Consider the following 19,659-nt stretch of genomic DNA (forward strand, 5'->3'; position numbering starts at 1 on the left):
CGTCACTTGTCGGGTGTGGCGAAGGATTTCAGCAGCAGAGCAGCCATTCGCGCGGTCGCATTTCCGCTGTCGATGTCGTCGATGTGGATGGCGAAGGCCAGATCGCCCATATTGCCGATCAGCCAGCCGCTGGTGCCCGCGGTCGCCGCGAACGCGTTGACGCCCTGGTAGGCGCGCAGGCTCGCCAGATCCGGGCCGTCCGCGGCCGAATCACGCAGCATGGCACGCAATTTGTCGAGTACCGGGCCGGGCAGCGCCGAGAGCTGGGCGTCGGTCGTGCTGGGACGGCCGATCTCGATCATCGGCGGCGCCACTGATCCGCGCACGATACTGGCCGCCGCGATCGCCATCCCGAACGTGCTGGCCAGGACGGGATCCGAACCGCCCTCCTTGACCTGCTCGAAGCCGCGGCCGGCGATGGGCAGCCGGCCGCTGGTCTCGTCCAGTCCGGGCACCTTGAACCCGATGCCGACGCCCAGATCCGCCGCGGCCTGCGCGGCGTCCTGCACCGAAACGTCCTGCGGGGACTTGTTCTTCATGATTCCCGCGGCGGCCTCGAACAGGTCCATATTGCTGCCGGACGGATAGGCGGTGGTGAACGCGGGTGAGCCCTGTGCACTGGCCTGATAGTTCTGCGCGGCGGCGACGACCGCGCCGGTGGAGGGCTGGATCGCCACGATCGAGGCGGCGGTGCCGACGCTGACCACCGCATCCTCGGCGGCGCGCTGCAACTTCTGATCCATGGTGGCCGCGATGTCCGGGCCGGGTGGGCCCTGATGTCCGGCGAGCTGGGTGACCATCGCCCCGTCGGGTCCGAACAGCTGGACGCCCCAGCCGCGGTGCTCATCCTTGTTGGCCTGCAGGACCTTGGTGTAGGCATCGGTCAGCGGCGACCAGATGCGGCGGTCGGCGACGACCAGTTTCGGCTGCTTGTCCATGACCACGCCCGGAATCGCGGCCATCCGCGGTTCCAGGATCGCGAAATCGTCGTCCCGCAACGAGACCGCGGTGATCGGCTTGCCCTGCGCGGCCTGCAACTGCTGCATCAGATCCCCGCCGGTGATCAGCGGTGCAACCGGTGAGATGGCGTCGGCGAGGGCGTTGGTGGTGGCGACCGGATCGGTCGTCTTGGTCGGATCGATCTTGATGGTGTTGATGTTCTGTTCGGACATCAACGGTGCGCCGACGTTGTCGTTCACCTTGGGGGTGGGCGTGGCGTCGGTGCGCACGAGTTTGACGGTGCGAGTGTTGTCCAGCTGCGGGATCACCAGGGTCGGATCCCAGGAGATGCGCCAGCCGACCGCCAATTTGCGGACGCTGCCCTGCAGTTCGAAGTTCCAGTCCTTACCGGGCCCGAAGTTCCAGTCCGCCTTCAGGTTGAACATGGCCGACGTGTCGTCCAGCCCGATGTACTGCACGACCTTGTAATCGGGCTTGCCGGTATCGAGCCCGCTGAACAGTTGCTTCAACGTTGCCTGCGCACCACTGGGGTACGAGGTGAGATCCGCGGCGTCCGCGGCGTTCTTGTCGTCCAGCAGGCTGGTGAAACGATTGACGATGGACTCGGGATCAGTCGGATTGCTCTGGAACCCGCATGCTCCCATCGTGATCGCCAGGACAGCCGCCCCTGCGAGTGCCGCTGCGCCCCTTACGCGAATGCGGCGGGATCCCCACACATCCATATCGCCCACTCTTCACTCTTGTCACTCCAGCAACGAGAACAACCGTACCCGACAGATTCGTTCGCGATGGCCGCCTTGACACCGTCCGCATTCTCCATGCTCAGCGACCACACTAATGCCCGCTCACCGACATCCGCCGCACCGCCTACGGATTCCCTCTCGTGTTCGCTTCCTGGTCTGCTCAAAGGCCGTTCTCCGACAGCGGAATTGTGCGGACAATAATCGGCGTAATCTTGTAATCACGATTACAGAGCAGACGATTCTAGTGAGGTTCGAGGCTCATGAGACATGGACAACGCGGGCACGGCTTCGGCCGTCCGGGCGGCTGGCAGCAGGCCGATCTACCCGACGCCGCCGATGCGCCGGACTGGTTCGCTGGACGATTGCCAACTGAATGGTTCAGTGGCGCACCGATCATCGAGATCGACCGCGACGAGATCGTGGTGATCGGCACGCTGCGGCCCACCGCCCCCGAGGGCCCCGCCGACGCCCCCGAGGCCGAGGCGGAGGCGGAGGCGGAGGCCGATCAGCCCACCACGAAGATTCCGCGCGCCACCCAGGAAGGCCAGGTCGCGCGCTTCCGCGAGTCGACCCGCCCGGCGCGCATGCGGATCGCACAGGAGGCGCAGGGCCGCTTCGGGCGCACGGTTTCCTGGGGTGTGCTGCTCGGCGACGAGCGGATCCTGTTCACCCACCAGGCCGTTCCGGTGATGACGCGGCTGCGCCAGCCCGAACGCAAGGTGCTGGACACATTGGTCGACGCCGGTGTGGCCCGTTCCCGTTCGGACGCACTGGCCTGGACGGTCAAACTGGCCGGTAAACACGCCGAGGAATGGCTCGGCGAGTTGCGCGAGGCGATGAGCAAGGTGGACACCCTGCGCGCCGAGGGCCCCAAGGGCCTGTAGGAATGCCCGCGGTGGGGCCGCGGCCCCGCCGCGGCGGAGCGTAGGCCAAAATTACCTCATGCCAGCTCCGATCCTTGTGCTCAATGGGCCGAATCTGAACATGTTGGGTACTCGTCAGCCCGAGATCTACGGCTCGGACACCCTCGACGACGTGGTCGAGCTGTGCCACCGGACCGCGAAGCGATTCGATCGTGAGATCAGCGCGTTCCAGTCGAATTCCGAGGGCGCGCTGATCGATCGGATTCACGCCGCGCGCGGCGTGGAATCGGCCATCGTGATCAATCCGGGCGGGCTCACGCACACCTCGGTCGTGTTGCGTGACGCGCTGGTCATTCCGGAGGTGCCGATCGTCGAGGTGCACATCTCGAATGTGCATGCACGCGAGGACTTCCGGCACCATTCGTACATCTCCCCCATCGCCACGGCGGTGATCGCCGGCATGGGTGTTCAGGGGTATGCGGCGGCGATCGAATTCCTCTGCACCCGTTGATCTTCGGGCGACCGGATCCGCGTCAGCGGTGGTCGAGGGCGATGCGTTCACCGATGCGTTCGAGCAGATCCGTCGCGTGGGTCATCGACCGGGCGGGGTCGGGTTCGAGGTCGGCGAGGGTGTAGCAGGCGTCGAATCCGGCCGCGCGCAAGCGATCATCGGCGAGCAGGCAGCGCCCGGCGACGGCGATGACCGGAACTCCGGCCGCGCGGGCGGCCGTGGCGACGCCGATCGGCCCCTTGCCGTGCAGCGTTTGTTCGTCGAGTGAACCCTCCCCGGTGATCACCAGGCTCGCCCGGTCGAGCAGGCGGGGGAAGTCGATCAGTTCGAGGATCACCTCGATACCGGGACGTTCGACGGCTCCGAGCACCGCCATGGCCGCGAATCCGGTGCCGCCCGCGGCGCCCGCGCCGGGACGTTCGGCCTGCCGCGGATCGATCAGCTTCGCCCAATTCGCCAGGGCCGTTTCGAGTATCGCGCACTCCTCGGGGCTCGCGCCCTTCTGCGGCGCGAAAATCGCTGCCGCGCCGTGTGGTCCGAGCAGCGGGTTGTCCACATCGCTGGCCAGGGTCAGCGCGGTGGTGGCGAGCGCCGGATGCATCCCGGTCCGATCGACGCGAACCGCATGCGCCAATGCCGTGCCACCCCTGGGTATTTCGTCACCACGGTCGTCGAATATCCGCATACCCAGCGCGGTCAGCATGCCCGCCCCGCCATCGGTGGACGCACTGCCGCCGACACCGAGCACGATTTCCCGCACACCTCGATCCAGCGCATGCGCGATCACCTGCCCCAGTCCGTAGGTGCTCGCATGCAGCGGGTCCGGCCGCCCACCCGGCAATGTCGCCGGTCCCACGACCGAAGCGAGTTCGATCACCGCCGTCCGCCCCCGCACGGCATAGGCACTCACTCCCGGTTCCCCACCGGCTCCCGCCGCCCGAGCCTCGACCCGTTCCCATCCCGCGGCCAGGAACGCGTCGACCGTTCCGTCCCCGCCATCGGCCACCGGGACCTGCGCGATCTCGATCCCCGGCGACACCCGCCGAATCCCGGCCGCCACCGCCGCGGCCACCTCCGGGGCAGTCGCGGATCCTTTGAATTTGTCCGGCGCCACCACGACCCGCCGCCACTCCGGCTCCCTCATCCCGTCATTCTGCGACACGCCCCACCCGACCGCGCGGCGTGACCGGATACGCCGCGATCGATCACGTGCACAGGGCAACCACCGCACCGCACACACCCGCGGCCAACCCGGCATACCGTGCGCAACGCGAATCGATTCCGGGGAAATCAGCCGTACATTGCGACGCTGGTGGTCCGCTGTTCTAGGCTCGGCCGATGACATCCGGCCCGGAAGTCCGCGACAACTCCGTCGAGGATCGGTTCGAATTGTTCGTCGACGGGAATCTCGCGGGTATCGCGGAATATCAGGACACCGCCTCGGAGCGGGCCTTCGTACATACGGAGGTCTTCTCGCACTATTCGGGAAAGGGGTATGCGCGCCTGCTCGTGGACGCCGCGTTGGACAATACGCGGCAGCAGGGGTTCGGTGTGCTGCCGCTGTGCCCGATGGTTCGGCACATCGTGGAGTCCGAGCCGGAATATCTGGCGTTGGTCCCCGCGTGGGCGCGAGGGCGGTTCGAATTGCCGCAGTGAGCGCGGGTCAGTAGGCCGCTACCGCACCATCCAGGGCCTGCTGGAGTTCGGTGCGGACCAGTCGCGCGACCTCGGCCGGGCGGGCGGGCAGTTCGGGCACCGGAACCCCGAAGTGGAAGCTGGCCGAAATCGCCTCCTGCTTGGTCGGTTCCACCGTGGGGTCGGCGCGCGGGCCGTAGCTGAGCCCGAGGCTGACCAGGGCCGGGCGCGCACCGAGTTTCGCCGCCCGGAACGCGATGTGCCCGACGCCGCTGCCGACGGCCTGCACCTGCGTGGGATCGACCTCGTTGCAGGTGCCCTCCGGAAATATCGCGATGCCGTCTCCGCGGGCCATCCGCTCGGCACAGATGTCGATCATCAGCTGCCCGGCCGCGTTCACCGCCCGCAGGCCGTGGTCCTTTCCGCGAAAGACCGGAATTCCGCCCATCATGTCGATCCGCCGCCGCAGATCGTCCTCGACGAACAGTTCGTCCTTGGCCAGCACCCGCGTCCGCCCGATCACCGGCCGCAACCCACTGCGCCAAGCGGCCGCGGCCACCGTGTACGGATCCTGCTGCGACAGATGATTGATCACGATCAGCAACGGCCGCCGATCGGATATCAACCGCCGCAACGCCTCCCGCGCCCCCGCCGCATACCCGATCCGCGGCCGGTACCGCCGCGCCAGCACCGCGTAGGCGCCCCAGGCCTGCAACCGATTCTGCCGATGCTCCCGGTAGAAGTCGTACACGCCATCACTGTTCTCGAGCACGACCTCAGGCCGTTCCATACCTTCGCGCCTCCGCTTCGCTACACCGGGGCCCAGGCCCCACAGCACCGATTCCACTCGAATCGGCCCGGCCCCACCCTTGCACCTGCCACGGTCACTGACCAGAGCAGAACACAACGAAACGACCCCAGGACCGACCGAACAAGCGACAGAACATCGAAAGTCACCCGAGTTCCGCCAACCCCGAAACACGCCAACCTCGAGACCGTGGCCCGGGTCGATTCTGGACTGACCGGAGCGGAGGAGCGAAGCGGGGGAGCGGACGGAGGGAAGAATCGGCCCTTCGGGGGCCGCGGCCCGCCGCAGCGAAGCGGAGGCCATTAATACAGCGCGAGGGGTGAAGCGGTGCGATGATGGCTGGGTGGCACGCGCAGAGGAACACGGCGACCGCTCTCGACGGGAATCCCGGCACGAGGATCAGGCGGTGCGGCCCGGGACGCTGCTGGTTTCGGCGACCGACCTGGTCGAGCCGTCGTTCCGGCGGACCGTCGTGTACATCGTGGAGCACAACGACGCGGGCAGTCTGGGCGTCGTGTTGAATCGCCCGAGCGATACCGCTGTGCAGGATGTGCTGCCGCATTGGGCGGATCTGGCGGCCTCGCCGCGCACGCTGTATGTCGGTGGTCCGGTCAAACGCGACGCCGCACTCTGTTTGACAACCGTCAGGGTCGGTACCGCCATCGATCGCATCGATGGCCTGCGCCGAGTGGACGGGCGGGTGGCGCTGCTGGATCTGGATTCGGATCCGGACATCATCGCGCCGCTGGTGGAGGGTATCCGGATTTTCGCCGGGTACGCCGGTTGGACGTTCGGGCAGTTGGAGGGGGAGCTCGAGCGCGGCGATTGGATCGTGCTCTCGGCGCTGCCGTCGGATCCGATCGCGCAGCCCGGTGACCTGTGGGCGCAGGTGCTGCGCCGCCAGCCGCTACCGTTGTCGCTATTAGCGACGCATCCGATCGAACTAGAACGCAATTGACTGCGTATATAGCTAGTGTGGCCACGACATCCGCGCCCCCACCGCGGCGCCTGAGTTGGTGAGCCGATGGCGAGCTCACCGCGGGCGACCAGTGACGGCGCGACCACCCAGCCTTTCCGAGGCGTTGCGCCGCCGATCCCGGACGGCGCGTCGCAGGTGCAGGCGAAGCAGCTCCGGGCGCTGTACGACCAGCATGCGCAGCCCTTGTGGCGGTACACCTACAGTCTGGTCGGCGATTCCGGCCGGGCCGAGGACATCGTCCAGGAGACGCTGTTGCGGGCGTGGCAGCGACCGAATGTGCTGGACCAGTCGACTGCGTCGGCACGGGCCTGGTTGTTCACCGTCGCCCGCAACATGTCGGTGGACGAGTATCGCAGCGCCCGGCACAGGCACGAGTTCCGTACGGACAATCCGCCCGAGCAGGCCAGTCCCGATCAGGCGGAGCGGACGCTGGACAGCTGGTTGATCACCGACGCGCTGGCCAGGTTGAGTTCCGATCACCGCGAGGTGATCGTCCGGGCGTATTACCGTGGCCTGTCGACTCAGCAGATCGCGATGGAACTGTCGATTCCCGAAGGCACCGTGAAATCCCGTATGCACTATGGGATGCGCGCGTTGCGTTCGGCATTACAGGAGATGGGGGTGACGAAGTGACGGACGTCCCCCGGATCGGGGAGAACGAGGCGGTGGTCCCGGATGGGGGCGACGACTACGTGATGTGGGATGCGCCGTACGTCCTGGGATCCCTCAGCCGCGCCGAACGTCTGCGTTACGAGGCGCATCTGGACGAGTGTGCTTCGTGCCGGGAGGCCGTGGCCGAATTATCGGGTCTGCCCGGACTTCTCGGTCAGGTCGAGCCCGAAGTTGCACTGGCGCTGACCGATTCGCCGTCGACACCGAATGTCGTTGTGGTACCGCCGGAACCGAAGTCCGAGGATCCGCTTCCGATGGCCCGCAGTCACGGCCGGGAACGCTGGCTGACGATCGGCGCGGCGGTGGGGGCAGCGGCCGCGGCGGTGGCGATCGCGGTCCCGATCACCGCTGCGTTCGAGCATCGCACCGAAGCCCCGCCGACCGAGCAGATCGTCTCCGAACGGCAGTTGGCTCCGGTGTTGCCCGCACCGGTCACCGCGAGTTACAAGCTCGTCGAGGTGCCCGGTGGGACGCGTATCGAAATGACTTGCAGCTATACACCTTCGGAGACCGAGTACAACTGGCACGGCGCGCTGTGGGTGGTCCACACCGACGGCACCGAGGCGATGGTGGCGCAGTGGACGGCCCACCCGGGCCAGACCCTCACCCCCGACGGCACCACCGCCGTCCCGCCGGATCAGATTCGTGCGGTGCAGATCCGCGACGCGATCACCAATCAGGTCATGCTCGCCAGTTCACTGTGAGGTGAACCGCTCACAGCAGCGCAATGGCGGTGCACAGGGCCACGATCACGACGGCTTGCAAGGCGATTCGATATCCGGCGACCGCGTCCCACGAGTCCTGCAGTGCGCGAGCGTTGTCCGGGATGACGCCGGTGCGTGCGGCAGCGGTCTGCGCGGTGTTGATCGGTTTGGCGATGCGCAGCTGGATGCCGCCCCAGATCAGCAGTGCCACAAGGGCTGTCGCGGCGGCGATCGCGCCGCCCACGCATCCCGCTGTGGCCGCGCACACCAGGGTGAGCACGGTGGCGATCATTCCGGTGGCGCCGGCGAAGGGCATTCGGCGGTCGGCGAAATAGTGGCCCCAGCCCGCACTGAGGGTCATGGTCTTGTCGTCGAGTTCTCGGTAGACCGATCGCATGATCATCCCGGCGAAGACGTCCACACCGTAGACGACGCCATTGCCGAGTACCGCGATCGTGGCCAGGACCTGGGCTGTTGTGCCGAGATGCTAGGTTCGCAAATTGCCTGCTCGCACCGGATCGGCCGGGGCGGTGGTCGACCACACCCCGGACTCCTCGGCCGCCGCCCGCTCGACCCGGACCAGCGCCGGACCGCACAGGGCGCGCTCCACCGCCCGATCCGCGGCCACATCGCCGACGGCGATACGCGCGCTGCCGTCCGGATACCCCTTCGCCGCGATCCCCGCGCGGGCCAGTGTCTCGACCATGCCCGGTCCGGGCAGGTAGAGGAAGTTCCCCCGGCTGCGTGGAATGCGGATACCGCTGCGCCGCAGAGTTGTTCGCAACATCTCGCGCTGGACGGTGATCCGCAGGACCCGCTCGTTCAACTCGGTCGCCGCGGCGTAGGACGCCGCCACCGCGGCGGTCGCGGTCTCCGGCATCCCGAACGGCACCTGCAGCCGACGCACCCGGCGCACCAGGTCTCGATGCCCGAACGCGTAACCGATCCGGAGTCCGGCCAGCCCGTACGCCTTGGAGAACGTCCGCAGTATCAGCAGATTCGGGTATCGCGCGAGGAGCTCGAGCGGATCCAACGCCTCCTCGGCGCTCAGGAATTCCGCATACGCCTCGTCCAGGATCACCGGAATATGCCGTGGCACACCGAAAAGGAACGCTTTCAACTCACTGGCCGCCGCCACGGTTCCGGTCGGATTGTGCGGACGACACACCGCCACCAGCGCCGTGCGCTCACCGATCGCCCGCGCCATCCCCCACAGATCCTGCCGCCCCGACGAATCCAGCGGCACCGCAACAGATTCCAGCCCCGCCATCGCCGCCATGATCGGATAACCGTCGAAGGTCGGCGAGGCGAACACCATCTCCCGTCCGGGCCCGGCCAGCGTCTGCATGATCTGCAACGCCACCCCCGTCGCCCCGGCACCCACCACCACTTGATCGGCATCGGCCCCCACTCGATCCGCGATCAACCGGGGCAACCGCTCGGGCAAGAACTCCGGATACCGATTTGCATGCGCCAGAGCCGAATTCATCGCTTCCATGACCGAAGGCAACGGCGGGAACGGATTCTCACTCAACGTCAGATCGAACCGCCGCGCACCGTTCTCCCTGCTCCGCACGCCCTGAACAGACCGAACTCTGCGCCGCATCGACCGCTCCGTGCCGCCGCCCTTCAGCACGAACGGTCGCGACTCATCCTCGGCAGACCGAATACTCATCACACCGCTCCTCGGCGAACAGTCCCGGTACTCATCTCGCCGCACCCCAGCGCACCGCCGCCGCCCCGGCGAAATCACCGGCGTGTGCGAAGGCGGACATCAGGACGATCGATCCGTTGCGCACGCGACCGGCCTGGTTCTCGATGTCGAGAGTTACGGGAATGCCTGCGGCGAACAGGTTTCCGCAGCGGTCGAAGGTGTCCGGATGACGTTCGGCAGGTAGTTCCAGAGCGTCGTGCCAGTTGCGCAGGAACAGGCGATTGGGCTGGTTGGTGACGAAGGTGTCGATATCGCGCCCCTTCACACCGATGTGGTCGCAGACCGCGAGCGCGACCTCGGGGACGAGGCGATTACCGCGCGCGAAAACCTTGGTGATCTTGGATTCGGTGAAGCTCACGCACGGCTGCCCCTCGCCGGGTTCCCACCATTTGCGCTCGGAGCCGGTGTTGAAATCCATATCCCCGGCGAACTCCGGATAGGTGCGCGTCTCGACGTCCAGGATCGGCGCGTCATCGCTCTTGACCAGCAGCCCGACGCCACAGCCGTCACCGGGCACCGGTGCCTGGGCGAGTTTGCGGATATCGGGCTGGGTGAACACGGGTCCGGCCGAATTCTGGATGGTGGCGATGAGCGCGGAGCGAGCGTCGGTGGTACGCAGGATCATTCGCGCCAGCTGCATCATGTACACGAAGGCCGCGCAGCCGCTGTTCTGGATGTCCAGCACCGTCGAGGGCCGCATGCCCAGGCGCCGCGCCACCTCCGGACCGCAACCGACGATCGGGTTGTACGGCAGCTGGGTGTGCGTCAGCAGTACGTCCACCTCGGAGATCGCCCGCGCCCCATGACGTTCCACGAGCGGTTCGACGGCCCTGGCGACCATGTCGATCGAGGTCTCCTCGCGATCGACGTGATGCCGCGTCGCCGGGGAACGGAACATCACGTTCTTCGCCATCCGCGCCGAGCGCATGTACGGAGTGAAATACTCCGTGCTCACCGGCTCGCCGGGCAGGTAACTCGCCACATCGATCAAGCTGACCGGCGCGAGGCCGGGATCGGTCGATTCCATCGGGGGCCTCATTTCATCCAGTCGGGTTTGATCGGAAGTCCATGCGCGGCACGGTATTCGCAGATCGCCTTGAGATTGTCGAGTTCGAGCTGGTGCCCGGCGGAGAACATCTCCCAGAAATCACCCACCCACACCGGCCGTTTCGGCGGCGCGGTGTCGGGATAGGGATTCTCGTCGTAGAACGGGTGGTGGCAATTCGTCCACAGCACAACCGAACCCGGCTTGTCGAACACCATCTGCGCGTCGACCACGCGCATCAGATAGATCATCCACAGATGTCTGCCCTGATCCCACGCGCAGTGATAGTCGACGGTCATCGCGTCGGGATGGGCGACGGTGCGGGTGTAGATCTGCGTCTCCGGGCCCAGCCGGTCGTAGGCCAGCCATAGACCGGGCTCGTCGGTTTCGGTGAATCCACGCAGGCTGTAGGTCCATTCCTCCAGGCAGCGAGTGTCGGCCAGATAGTCGAACACCTCGCGCGGCGGCGCGTCGATATACGCCTGGACCGGGCAGAACTGCCCGAAGATCTGGTCGTGCGGATAGACCGACCGGAGCATGTCCATGATGATCGGCGTGGTCTCCTCGCGATCGGAATTCTCGATCCGGAGTATCCCCGGAATCTCGCGATCCGGGATATCGCTGAGTGCGGGCAGGGCGCTGGTGGTCACGAATGCCTCCTCGGTACGGACAGGAACGGACTGAACGGGGGTATCTCGTCGGGATCACAGTCGATCGAAAGGAAGGACGGTCCAGGGGTTCTCAGGCAGATGCGCAACGCATCGGTGAGTTCCTCGGTGCTGGTCGGCGCGAATGCGGGCAGTCCGGGAAACATCGCCGCCACACCCGCACCCAAATTCGAGGGACGGAATCTGTTGAAGCTGTAGCGATCTCCGTAGTACAGCTGTTCGCGCGTGACGCACATGGCGTGCGCGTTGTTGTTGAACACCACGAAGGTCACCGGCAGCCGGTATTCGATCGCGGTGTGAATCTCCATGCCGTGCATGAAGAACGCACCGTCCCCGGCGACGACGACGGTGCGCCGGTCGCGGGCGAAGGCGCAGCCGATGGCGGCCCCGAACGCGTAGCCCATCCCGCCCATGCCCAGCGCGACGACGAATCGTCCGTCGCGGGGCACCCGCAAGTGGTGCACCACGGAGGCTCCGGTGTTGCCGGCATCGGCGAAGACATCGGTCCCGGGTTCGAGTGCGGCACCGAGGGTTTCGACCATGTCGCGATAGCGCAACCCGGGACCGGTGGCCTCGGGCACCGACAACGCGGTCAACGACGATATCGACCGCTCGGCGGGCGGCGTCCGCGGCGGTGCGGCAACCACTCCCTCCGGTGATGACGCGGAACTCTCGAAATCCGCTGCCAGCTCGGCGAGTTCGACATCCAGATCGGTGCTGGTGGCATAGATCGCATCCAGGTACGGCCGCTCCGCACCCACCGCGGCCACCACGGTCCCGGACAGCGCCTCGGCCAGTCCGGCACGCGCGGTCATCGGGAGCCGGGTACCGACCAACAGGCACAGCGCACTGCCGCGCACGGCGTCCAGCAGTTCGGGATGCCCCATTGTTCCTGCCACTCCGCAGAATCCGGGTTCGTCCCAGGGAAATACGTCCTTCGCGTCCGGCGCCACGCCGATGGCGGCCTCCAGCGCCGCGACCAGCCGTCGCAACCCTTCGCGGGCGTCGTCCCGAGCGACCTGATCTCCCGCGATCACGGTGATCTTGCCGGTATCCCGTGCGTTCCGCAGCGCCTCGCGCACGTTCCGCAACCCGGTCTCGTCCCGGACCCGCACCACCGGACGCGGCCGGAAGGGCGCAACGGATCCCATCGGTGCGCGCTGAACATCCTTGGGCAGCAACAACACCGCGGGCCCACCACCGCGCGCGGCCTCGACCGCTCGCGCCAGATGCGCGGGCAGAGTCTGCACCGACTCCACCCGAGCGCAGTAGCGCGATACCTGATCGAAAAGCATGGCGGCATCGATCGTTCCGGCCTTGCCGCTGGAATCCTGAAAGGCTCCGTGCCCTTCCTGATCGGTCGGCGGCTGCCCGACCAACGCCAGCACCGGAACCCGTGAGGTGAACGACTCCGCCAGCCCCGCAACGAGATTCATCGCCCCGCCGCCGGAGGTGGCCGCCACGACGCCCAGACCGGCGGTGACCCTGGCATATCCGTCCGCCATGGTCGCCGCGGAGAACTCGTGCTTGGCCACCACCCCGGTCACCGCGCCGGACGAGGAGAAGATCGCATCGTAGAGATCCTCGATATTGGCTCCGTCGACACCGAAGACATGTCGCACGCCCAGAGACTCGATGGCCCGCACCAGATACCCCACCGCCGTCGCAGACATCGGCGCTCCTTCCTGCCGTGTGCCGAGCGGGCCACGATCGGCCGCGCTCACCCCGAACTACGAAGCAGGAGGGCGGGTGGTTCATCCGCGTTCGAAACGCATTCCCGAGCAGGAGCTTGTGTGTATGTATACGTCTACGTATAGTGGAGTCATGCCCAACAAGACCGTTTACGTCTCCGACGACGACCTACCCCTGTTCCAGCGCGCGCAAGAGCTGGTCGGCGGCAATCTGTCGGGCGCGATCGTGACGGCGCTGCGCCGGTTCATCGAACTCGAGGAAGGGCGTCAGGCAGGCTTCGAGGAGATCGTGCTGCGCGTCGGCCACAACGGCGTGCGCCAGGTGCGTTTCTCCGGCGCGCTGCTCACCGAGGCCCACGAATACACCGACGACGCCTTCGAGCGCATCCGAATCTACCGCAGCCGCAAGGGCAAATTCGTCCTGCACACCCAGAACTCCAAGTGGGACGAGTACCCCACCGAGACCAACTGGATCAAGGATCTGACGAACTGGCGACGCATGCTGGGCGTCAACGATCCGGACTGGGGCGAATTCGCGATGGGCATCTTCGACTCGGTCGAGGAACTCCGGGGAAAGATCCCCGATCCGATCTACGACCGCGTGGCCGGTATCGCCGACCGTCCGCACATCGAGGATCTCGACATCTGACGCCGCCGGGGCGGTGACCCCGCCCCGCACAACTACACAACACACCCCCTTGTCCGCGCACCGAAGCGGACACGGCTCACTCAACGCATGCATTCATGCCTATTAGTAGATGAGAGGAAACCATGAGCGACAGCTCTCGCACACCGGCCATTTCGGTCTCCGGCCTGCGCAAATCCTATGGCGAGCAGATCGTGCTCGACGGAATCGACCTGACCGTGCCGCAGGGCACGATCTTCTCCCTGCTCGGCCCCAACGGTGCGGGCAAGACCACCACCGTGCAGATCCTGTCCACCCTGATCCGCGCCGATGCCGGCGAGGCGCGGGTCGGCGGCCACGACCTCGCCGCCGATCCGGGCCGGGTGCGCTCGACCATCGGCGTCACCGGGCAGTTCTCCGCGGTCGACGAACTGCTCACCGGCCGGGAGAACCTGCTGATGATGGGCGATCTGTACCACCTGCCGCGCACCGAGAACCGGCGCATCGCACAGCGACTGCTCGAACAGTTCGATCTGGTGGACGCCGCGGACAAGACCGCCTCGGGCTACTCCGGCGGGATGACCCGCCGGCTGGATCTGGCCATGACCCTGGTCGGCGGACCGCGCATCATCTTCCTGGACGAGCCGACCACGGGCCTGGATCCGCGCAGCCGCCGCGCCATGTGGGACATCATCCGCGAACTCGTCGCCGGCGGCGTCACGATCTTCCTGACCACCCAATATCTGGACGAGGCAGACGATCTCGCGCATCGGATCGCGGTCCTGGACCACGGCCGCATCGTCGCCGAAGGCACCCCGGACCAGCTCAAGCGCCTGGTGCCGGGCGGGCACATCCGCCTGAGCTTCACCGACCGAGCCGAACTAAGCGCCGCGGCCGACCTACTGGGCGGCGTCGCCGACGAGCTGACGCTCGCGGTGCCCAGCGACGGATCGGTGAAATCCCTTCGCACCGTGCTGGATCGGCTCGACCAGGCCGGTATCGAACCCGAGGGTCTGGCGGTGCACACCCCCGACCTGGACGACGTATTCCTCTCCCTCACCGGACAATCCACTCCCGAAAAGGAAACCGCGCGATGAGCACCCTGACCTACCCACTGGCCGACTCGACCACCATGCTGCGCCGGAACCTGGTGCACGCCAAGCGATATCCGGGCATGACGATCGGCGTGATCCTGATGCCGGTGATCCTGCTACTGCTGTTCAACTACGTCTTCGGCGGCGCGCTGGGCCAGGCCACCGGCGGCGCGAAGTACATCGACTACATCGTGCCGGGCATGATGCTGATGATTCCGGCGTATCTCGTTGCGGGCATTGCGGTTTCGGTGGCCTCGGATATGGCCGAGGGCATCGTCGCCCGGTTCCGGACCATGCCGATCGATCACTCCTCGATCCTGACCGGGCAGGTCGTCGGCACCCTGATCCAGGGTCTGCTGGGTGTGGGGCTGATGGTCGGCGTGGGTGTGGCGATGGGCTTCCGCTCGCACGCCACCGTGCTGGAATGGGTGCTCGCATTCGGCCTGATCGCGCTGACGATCTTCGGATTGTCCTGGCTCGGTGTGGGTTTCGGCCTGGCCGCGTCGAATCCGGAGAGTGCGAGCAACACCCCGATGCCGATCCTGTTCCTGCCGTTCCTGGGCAGCGGTCTGGTCCCGACCGGCACCATGCCCGCCGGAGTGCGGCAGTTCGCGGAGTATCAGCCGTTCACTCCGCTGACCGAAACCATCCGCGGTCTGCTGATGGGCACGCCGATCGGGAACAACGGCATCATCGCGGTCGCGTGGTGCGCAGGTTTCATCGTGATCGGCTACCTCTGGTCGCGGGCACTGTTCCGACGCAAGACCAGCTGATTACGTTCGCCGAACCCCCAGGCAGGATCCCGGAGCCTGGGGTCAGCGCTACCGCCCCGAAAGGTGTGCGGCGAGCCAGCCATCGAATTCGGTGAGGTCGCCCAGCACCACATCCGCACCCGCTTCGCGCAGTTCCTCGGCGCTGCACGGACCGGTGGCCACCGCGACCGACAACGCGTCCGCGGTTCGCGCACCCCGCACGTCACCGGTGTGATCGCCGACGTAGATATCCGCCCCGTATTCGCGCAACGCCTCGGCCTTGCGCTCGGCCCACAGATTCCCGACGACCGCGTCGGCGGGAATGCCCAGATGCCGCAGATGCAGTTTCGCATTCGGCTCGTACTTCGCGGTGACCACGACCGCACGTCCACCGGCGGCTTGCACGGCCTCGACCGCCCGGCGCGCACCCGGCATCATCACCGTCCCGGCGATGGCGTGCTCGGGATACATCGAGCGATACAGCTCGGCGACCGTCGCGACGTCGTCGGCCGGGAACCAGTTCGCGATCTCCTCCTCGAGCGGCGGACCCAGCCGGGTGACGACCAGATCGCAGTCGATCGCCACGCCCGTACGCGCCGACAGCGCCCGATAGCAGGCACCGATCCCCGGCCGGGAATCGATCAACGTCATATCCAGGTCGAAGCCGACCGTCAGCGCGGGGGAACTCATATCGAGGCCGGGCGCTCAGTTCGCGGGCTGGCAGGCATCACGCAGCGTGCACGCGCCGCAGGCATTACCGCAGCTGCCGACCTCGGCAACGGGGGCCAGCCGGGCGATGGCCTGTCCGGCGGCGTTCACTCCGGCGCCGAGAGTGAACAGCGCGATCACCGCGGCGACCACGGCGGCGGCGATTCCGGCGATCGGCCCGGCCACCAGCGCGACCACACCGCCCGCGATCAGCAGCAGTCCCGCGCCGATCGACGTGGGTGCGGCCACCTTGTTGGCGAGCCGGTACGACTGCTCGGTGCGCACGGCCTCCTCGGTGTGCACGCCGAAGTATCGATTGGGGGGCAGAGAGCCGGTCAGCCCGAGTACCCCGGTGACGACGGCCACCGCCGCCAGCACGAACAGGATCAACGCCACCACGAACACCCCGACGACGGTACTCGCGTACCGGATTCGAACCAGGCTCGACCCACCCGATGTGATGCGGACCATGTACCCTTCCCCAGGTTTCCCAGGGCCCTTTTTGGGCGCTGACGTGCGCACGCTTTACGCTGATGAGCAACGTTGAATCCGGGGAGCTCGATTAGTAGAAGGCAGGATCGTGCAGGACACTCGTGCAACCGAACCGACCGACGCAGCCGTGAGTGGACGCAGCGACGGCACCGGCGAGGTGCCCGCACACCGTTACAACGCCGACCTCGCCGGACGTATCGAGCGCAAATGGCAGCGGACCTGGGAGGAGCGCGGCACGTTCCACGCGCCCAATCCGGTCGGTCCGCTACGCGGTGAGATCCCCGCCGACAAGCTGTTCATCCAGGACATGTTCCCGTATCCGTCCGGTGCGGGACTGCACGTCGGGCATCCGCTGGGCTATATCGCGACCGACGTGTTCGCCCGCTATCACCGCATGACCGGCCGCAATGTGCTGCACGCGCTGGGTTACGACGCGTTCGGCCTGCCCGCCGAGCAGTACGCGGTGCAGACCGGCGCGCATCCGCGGGTGACCACCGAATCGAATATCGCGACCATGCAGGGGCAGCTGGACCGGCTGGGCCTGGGGCACGACCGCCGGCGTTCCTTCGCCACCACCGATCCGGAGTTCTACAAGTGGACGCAGTGGATCTTCCTGCGCATCTACAACGCCTGGTACGACACGGATCTGGGCAAGGCGCGTCCGATCGAGGAGCTGATCGCCGAATTCGACAGCGGCGCGAGGACTCCCGAGGACGGCAAGGTCTGGGCCGAACTGTCCGCGACCGAGCGCAACGCCGTGGTGGACTCGTATCGCCTGGTGTACCAGTCCGATTCGATGGTCAACTGGTGCCCGGGTCTGGGCACGGTGCTGTCCAACGAGGAGGTCACCGCGGAGGGCCGCTCCGAGCGCGGTAACTTCCCGGTTTTCCGTAAGCGCCTGTGGCAGTGGATGATGCGGATCACCGCCTACTCCGATCGCCTGGTGGACGATCTGGATCACCTGGACTGGCCCGAGAACGTCAAGGCCATGCAGCGCAACTGGATCGGGCGTTCGCGCGGCGCGCAGGTGCGGTTCACCGCGGGTGCGGAGACGATCGAGGTCTTCACCACCCGGCCCGACACGCTGTTCGGCGCGACGTACGTGGTACTGGCTCCCGAGCACGACCTGGTCGACACCCTGACCGCCGCCGCCTGGCCGTCCGGCGCCGACCCGCGCTGGCAGTTCGGCGACTCCGCGAATCCGGCCGAAGCCGTTGCGGCATACCGCAAGTCGATCGCGGCGAAATCGGATCTGGAGCGTCAGGAGAACAAGGAGAAGACCGGCGTCTTCCTGGGCACGTACGCCACGAATCCGGTGAACGGCGCGCAGGTGCCGATCTTCATCGCCGACTACGTGCTCAGCGGCTACGGCACCGGCGCGATCATGGCCGTCCCCGGTCACGACCCGCGGGACTGGGATTTCGCCACCGCCTTCGGGCTGCCGATTCTGGAAGTCGTCGCGGGCGGGGATATCTCGCAGGCCGCGTACTCCGGTGAGGGCGCGCTGGTGAACTCCGGCTACCTGGACGGACTGGAGATCGAGGCCGCCAAGGCGCGCGTCATCGAACAGCTGGAGTCCGACGGGCACGGCCGCGGCACGGTCCAGTACAAGCTGCGGGACTGGCTGTTCGCCCGGCAGCGCTACTGGGGCGAGCCCTTCCCGATCGTGTACGACGAGGACGGCGCACCGCACGCACTGCCGGAATCGATGCTGCCGGTGACACTTCCGGAGATCGAGGACTTCGCGCCGGTCACCTTCGATCCGGACGACGCCGATTCCGAGCCCTCCCCGCCGCTGGCCAAGGCCACCGACTGGGTGCACGTGGAACTGGATCTGGGCGACGGCCCGAAGAAGTACCGCCGCGACACCAACGTCATGCCCAACTGGGCGGGCAGTTCCTGGTATCAGCTGCGCTACGCCGACCCGACCAATGCCGAGACCTTCTGCGCTCCGGAGAACGAGAAGTACTGGCTGGGACCGCGCCCCATCGAGCACGGCGACCAGGATCCGGGCGGTGTCGACCTGTACGTCGGCGGTGTGGAACATGCGGTGCTGCATCTGCTCTACGCGCGGTTCTGGCAGAAGGTGCTGTTCGATCTGGGTGATGTGACCGGTGTCGAACCGTATCGCCGCCTGTTCAATCAGGGCTACATCCAGGCGTTCGCCTACACCGATGCGCGTGGCGCGTACGTCCCGGCTGCGGAGATCGTCGAGCGGGACGGAAAGTTCTTCTGGACCAACACCTCCGGCGTCGAGGAGGAGGAGGTCTTCCAGGAGTACGGCAAGATCGGCAAATCGCTGAAGAACGCCATCTCACCCGACGAGATGTGCGATCTGTACGGCGCGGACACCTTCCGGTTCTACGAGATGTCGATGGGCCCGCTGGACACCTCGCGCCCCTGGGCGACCAAGGATGTCGTCGGCGCGCACCGCTTCCTGCAGCGCATCTGGCGACTGGTGGTGGACGAGGAGTCCGGCGCCCTGCGCGTCATCGACGCCGAGCCGTCTGCCGAGGCACTTCGCCTGCTGCACAAGACGATCGCCGGAGCCGGTGACGACTACGCCAACCTGCGCGACAACACCGCGGGCGCGAAGCTGATCGAGCTGACCAACTTCCTGACCAAGAACTACCCCGAGGGCGCCCCGCGCGCGGTGGTCGAACCTCTGGTCCTGATGCTGGCCCCGATGGCTCCGCACATCGCCGAGGAACTGTGGGAACGCCTGGGCCACACCACGGCCCTGGCCCACGGCCCGTTCCCGCTCGCCGATCCCGCACTGCTGGTGGAGGATTCGGTCGAGTACCCCATCCAGGTCAACGGCAAGGTGCGCAGCCGGATCAGCGTCCCCGCCGATGCCGACGCGAAAACGATCGAGACCGTGGCGCTGGCCGACGAGAAGCTGCTGGAGTTCCTGAACGGCAAGACTCCGCGCAAGGTCATCGTCGTCCCGGGCCGCCTGGTCAACGTCGTGGCCTGAGGAACAGGCGTGCGGTAA

General features: G+C 66.8%; 20 protein-coding genes. 10 read left to right on the plus strand and 10 right to left on the minus strand.

The window, feature by feature from the left end:
- Positions 1-2: 2 nt before the first annotated feature.
- Entirely contained in the window at positions 3-1,604 is a 1,602-nt protein-coding gene (locus tag ON40_RS33395) for an NTF2-like N-terminal transpeptidase domain-containing protein (protein ID WP_245568094.1), read from the minus strand.
- Positions 1,605-1,963: 359 nt separating this feature from the next.
- On the opposite strand from ON40_RS33395, the gene abmR reads away from it, so the two are divergent.
- Entirely contained in the window at positions 1,964-2,587 is a 624-nt protein-coding gene (gene abmR / locus ON40_RS33400; RefSeq protein WP_040829114.1) for an ATP-binding transcription factor AbmR, read from the plus strand.
- 58 nt (positions 2,588-2,645) lie between these two features.
- Positions 2,646-3,077, plus strand: coding sequence for a type II 3-dehydroquinate dehydratase (gene aroQ, locus ON40_RS33405; protein WP_040829116.1), 432 nt, complete (start codon positions 2,646-2,648; stop codon positions 3,075-3,077).
- Positions 3,078-3,099: 22 nt separating this feature from the next.
- Here the strand turns inward: aroQ and ON40_RS33410 are convergent, their stop codons facing one another.
- Positions 3,100-4,221: a glycerate kinase gene (locus ON40_RS33410; RefSeq protein WP_040829344.1), complete on the minus strand. Its 1,122-nt coding sequence runs from the start codon at positions 4,219-4,221 to the stop codon at positions 3,100-3,102.
- A gap of 194 nt (positions 4,222-4,415) precedes the next feature.
- On the opposite strand from ON40_RS33410, the gene ON40_RS33415 reads away from it, so the two are divergent.
- Entirely contained in the window at positions 4,416-4,733 is a 318-nt protein-coding gene (locus ON40_RS33415; protein ID WP_040829118.1) for a GNAT family N-acetyltransferase, read from the plus strand.
- Positions 4,734-4,740: 7 nt separating this feature from the next.
- Here the strand turns inward: ON40_RS33415 and ON40_RS33420 are convergent, their stop codons facing one another.
- On the minus strand, positions 4,741-5,502 hold the full coding sequence (locus tag ON40_RS33420) for a lysophospholipid acyltransferase family protein (protein WP_040829120.1): 762 nt from the start codon (positions 5,500-5,502) through the stop codon (positions 4,741-4,743).
- Positions 5,503-5,863: 361 nt separating this feature from the next.
- Between ON40_RS33420 and ON40_RS33425 the strand changes: the two genes are divergently transcribed.
- From ON40_RS33425 to ON40_RS33435, 3 genes are all read left to right on the plus strand, one after another.
- Positions 5,864-6,478 (plus strand): YqgE/AlgH family protein, encoded by a 615-nt coding sequence (locus ON40_RS33425; protein ID WP_040829345.1) that lies wholly within the window; start codon positions 5,864-5,866, stop codon positions 6,476-6,478.
- 66 nt (positions 6,479-6,544) lie between these two features.
- Complete coding sequence (locus ON40_RS33430) at positions 6,545-7,132, plus strand: sigma-70 family RNA polymerase sigma factor (RefSeq protein WP_083896098.1); 588 nt, start codon at positions 6,545-6,547, stop codon at positions 7,130-7,132.
- Positions 7,129-7,875 carry an anti-sigma factor family protein gene (locus ON40_RS33435; protein ID WP_051193918.1) on the plus strand — a complete coding sequence of 249 codons (747 nt, stop codon included), beginning with the start codon at positions 7,129-7,131 and terminating at the stop codon, positions 7,873-7,875. Before ON40_RS33430 ends, ON40_RS33435 begins: the two co-directional genes overlap by 4 nt.
- A 10-nt stretch (positions 7,876-7,885) precedes the next feature.
- Here the strand turns inward: ON40_RS33435 and ON40_RS33440 are convergent, their stop codons facing one another.
- From ON40_RS33440 to ON40_RS33460, 5 genes are all read right to left on the minus strand, one after another.
- A complete protein-coding gene (locus tag ON40_RS33440; RefSeq protein WP_245568095.1) occupies positions 7,886-8,296 on the minus strand; it encodes a DUF1772 domain-containing protein in 411 nt (136 codons plus the stop codon).
- Positions 8,297-8,362: 66 nt separating this feature from the next.
- Positions 8,363-9,373, minus strand: coding sequence for an aminotransferase class I/II-fold pyridoxal phosphate-dependent enzyme (locus ON40_RS33445; RefSeq protein WP_373282014.1), 1,011 nt, complete (start codon positions 9,371-9,373; stop codon positions 8,363-8,365).
- 208 nt (positions 9,374-9,581) lie between these two features.
- Entirely contained in the window at positions 9,582-10,616 is a 1,035-nt protein-coding gene (locus tag ON40_RS33450) for a 3-oxoacyl-ACP synthase III family protein (protein WP_040829122.1), read from the minus strand.
- Between the two features lie 8 nt (positions 10,617-10,624).
- Positions 10,625-11,284 carry a DUF8713 domain-containing protein gene (locus ON40_RS33455; RefSeq protein ID WP_040829123.1) on the minus strand — a complete coding sequence of 220 codons (660 nt, stop codon included), beginning with the start codon at positions 11,282-11,284 and terminating at the stop codon, positions 10,625-10,627.
- On the minus strand, positions 11,281-12,975 hold the full coding sequence (locus tag ON40_RS33460; protein WP_040829350.1) for a thiamine pyrophosphate-binding protein: 1,695 nt from the start codon (positions 12,973-12,975) through the stop codon (positions 11,281-11,283). Before ON40_RS33460 ends, ON40_RS33455 begins: the two co-directional genes overlap by 4 nt.
- Positions 12,976-13,126: 151 nt before the next feature.
- Here ON40_RS33460 and ON40_RS33465 point away from each other — a divergent pair, with 151 nt between their 5' ends.
- The 3 genes from ON40_RS33465 (at position 13,127) to ON40_RS33475 (ending at position 15,485) form a co-directional block, all read left to right on the plus strand.
- Entirely contained in the window at positions 13,127-13,642 is a 516-nt protein-coding gene (locus ON40_RS33465) for an EXLDI protein (RefSeq protein ID WP_040829124.1), read from the plus strand.
- Positions 13,643-13,764: 122 nt separating this feature from the next.
- The gene (locus ON40_RS33470) at positions 13,765-14,715 is read left to right on the plus strand and encodes a daunorubicin resistance protein DrrA family ABC transporter ATP-binding protein (protein ID WP_040829125.1); all 951 of its coding nucleotides are present in this window, start codon (positions 13,765-13,767) and stop codon (positions 14,713-14,715) included.
- Positions 14,712-15,485 (plus strand): ABC transporter permease, encoded by a 774-nt coding sequence (locus ON40_RS33475; RefSeq protein ID WP_040829126.1) that lies wholly within the window; start codon positions 14,712-14,714, stop codon positions 15,483-15,485. Before ON40_RS33470 ends, ON40_RS33475 begins: the two co-directional genes overlap by 4 nt.
- A 48-nt stretch (positions 15,486-15,533) precedes the next feature.
- Here ON40_RS33475 and ON40_RS33480 read toward each other — a convergent pair whose 3' ends face one another.
- Together ON40_RS33480 and ON40_RS33485 are read right to left on the minus strand one after the other, a co-directional pair.
- Positions 15,534-16,154 (minus strand): HAD family hydrolase, encoded by a 621-nt coding sequence (locus ON40_RS33480; protein WP_040829128.1) that lies wholly within the window; start codon positions 16,152-16,154, stop codon positions 15,534-15,536.
- 15 nt (positions 16,155-16,169) lie between these two features.
- Complete coding sequence (locus tag ON40_RS33485) at positions 16,170-16,643, minus strand: SdpI family protein (protein ID WP_306305405.1); 474 nt, start codon at positions 16,641-16,643, stop codon at positions 16,170-16,172.
- A gap of 109 nt (positions 16,644-16,752) precedes the next feature.
- Here ON40_RS33485 and leuS point away from each other — a divergent pair, with 109 nt between their 5' ends.
- Positions 16,753-19,641 (plus strand): leucine--tRNA ligase, encoded by a 2,889-nt coding sequence (gene leuS, locus ON40_RS33490; RefSeq protein WP_083896099.1) that lies wholly within the window; start codon positions 16,753-16,755, stop codon positions 19,639-19,641.
- The last annotated feature ends 18 nt before the right edge of the window (positions 19,642-19,659 follow it).

The organism is Nocardia jiangxiensis NBRC 101359, from assembly GCF_000308615.1.
Taxonomy (GTDB): Bacteria; Actinomycetota; Actinomycetes; order Mycobacteriales; family Mycobacteriaceae; genus Nocardia; species Nocardia jiangxiensis.

Coding starts and splice junctions, on each gene's coding strand:
- ON40_RS33395 (WP_245568094.1), bottom strand. CDS start 1,604: ATGGGAGCATGCGGGTTCCAGAGCAATCCGACTGATCCCGAGTCCATC.
- abmR (WP_040829114.1), top strand. CDS start 1,964: ATGAGACATGGACAACGCGGGCACGGCTTCGGCCGTCCGGGCGGCTGG.
- aroQ (WP_040829116.1), top strand. CDS start 2,646: ATGCCAGCTCCGATCCTTGTGCTCAATGGGCCGAATCTGAACATGTTG.
- ON40_RS33410 (WP_040829344.1), bottom strand. CDS start 4,221: ATGAGGGAGCCGGAGTGGCGGCGGGTCGTGGTGGCGCCGGACAAATTC.
- ON40_RS33415 (WP_040829118.1), top strand. CDS start 4,416: ATGACATCCGGCCCGGAAGTCCGCGACAACTCCGTCGAGGATCGGTTC.
- ON40_RS33420 (WP_040829120.1), bottom strand. CDS start 5,502: ATGGAACGGCCTGAGGTCGTGCTCGAGAACAGTGATGGCGTGTACGAC.
- ON40_RS33430 (WP_083896098.1), top strand. CDS start 6,545: ATGGCGAGCTCACCGCGGGCGACCAGTGACGGCGCGACCACCCAGCCT.
- ON40_RS33445 (WP_373282014.1), bottom strand. CDS start 9,373: ATGGAAGCGATGAATTCGGCTCTGGCGCATGCAAATCGGTATCCGGAG.
- ON40_RS33450 (WP_040829122.1), bottom strand. CDS start 10,616: ATGGAATCGACCGATCCCGGCCTCGCGCCGGTCAGCTTGATCGATGTG.
- ON40_RS33460 (WP_040829350.1), bottom strand. CDS start 12,975: ATGTCTGCGACGGCGGTGGGGTATCTGGTGCGGGCCATCGAGTCTCTG.
- ON40_RS33465 (WP_040829124.1), top strand. CDS start 13,127: ATGCCCAACAAGACCGTTTACGTCTCCGACGACGACCTACCCCTGTTC.
- ON40_RS33470 (WP_040829125.1), top strand. CDS start 13,765: ATGAGCGACAGCTCTCGCACACCGGCCATTTCGGTCTCCGGCCTGCGC.
- ON40_RS33475 (WP_040829126.1), top strand. CDS start 14,712: ATGAGCACCCTGACCTACCCACTGGCCGACTCGACCACCATGCTGCGC.
- ON40_RS33480 (WP_040829128.1), bottom strand. CDS start 16,154: ATGAGTTCCCCCGCGCTGACGGTCGGCTTCGACCTGGATATGACGTTG.
- ON40_RS33485 (WP_306305405.1), bottom strand. CDS start 16,643: ATGGTCCGCATCACATCGGGTGGGTCGAGCCTGGTTCGAATCCGGTAC.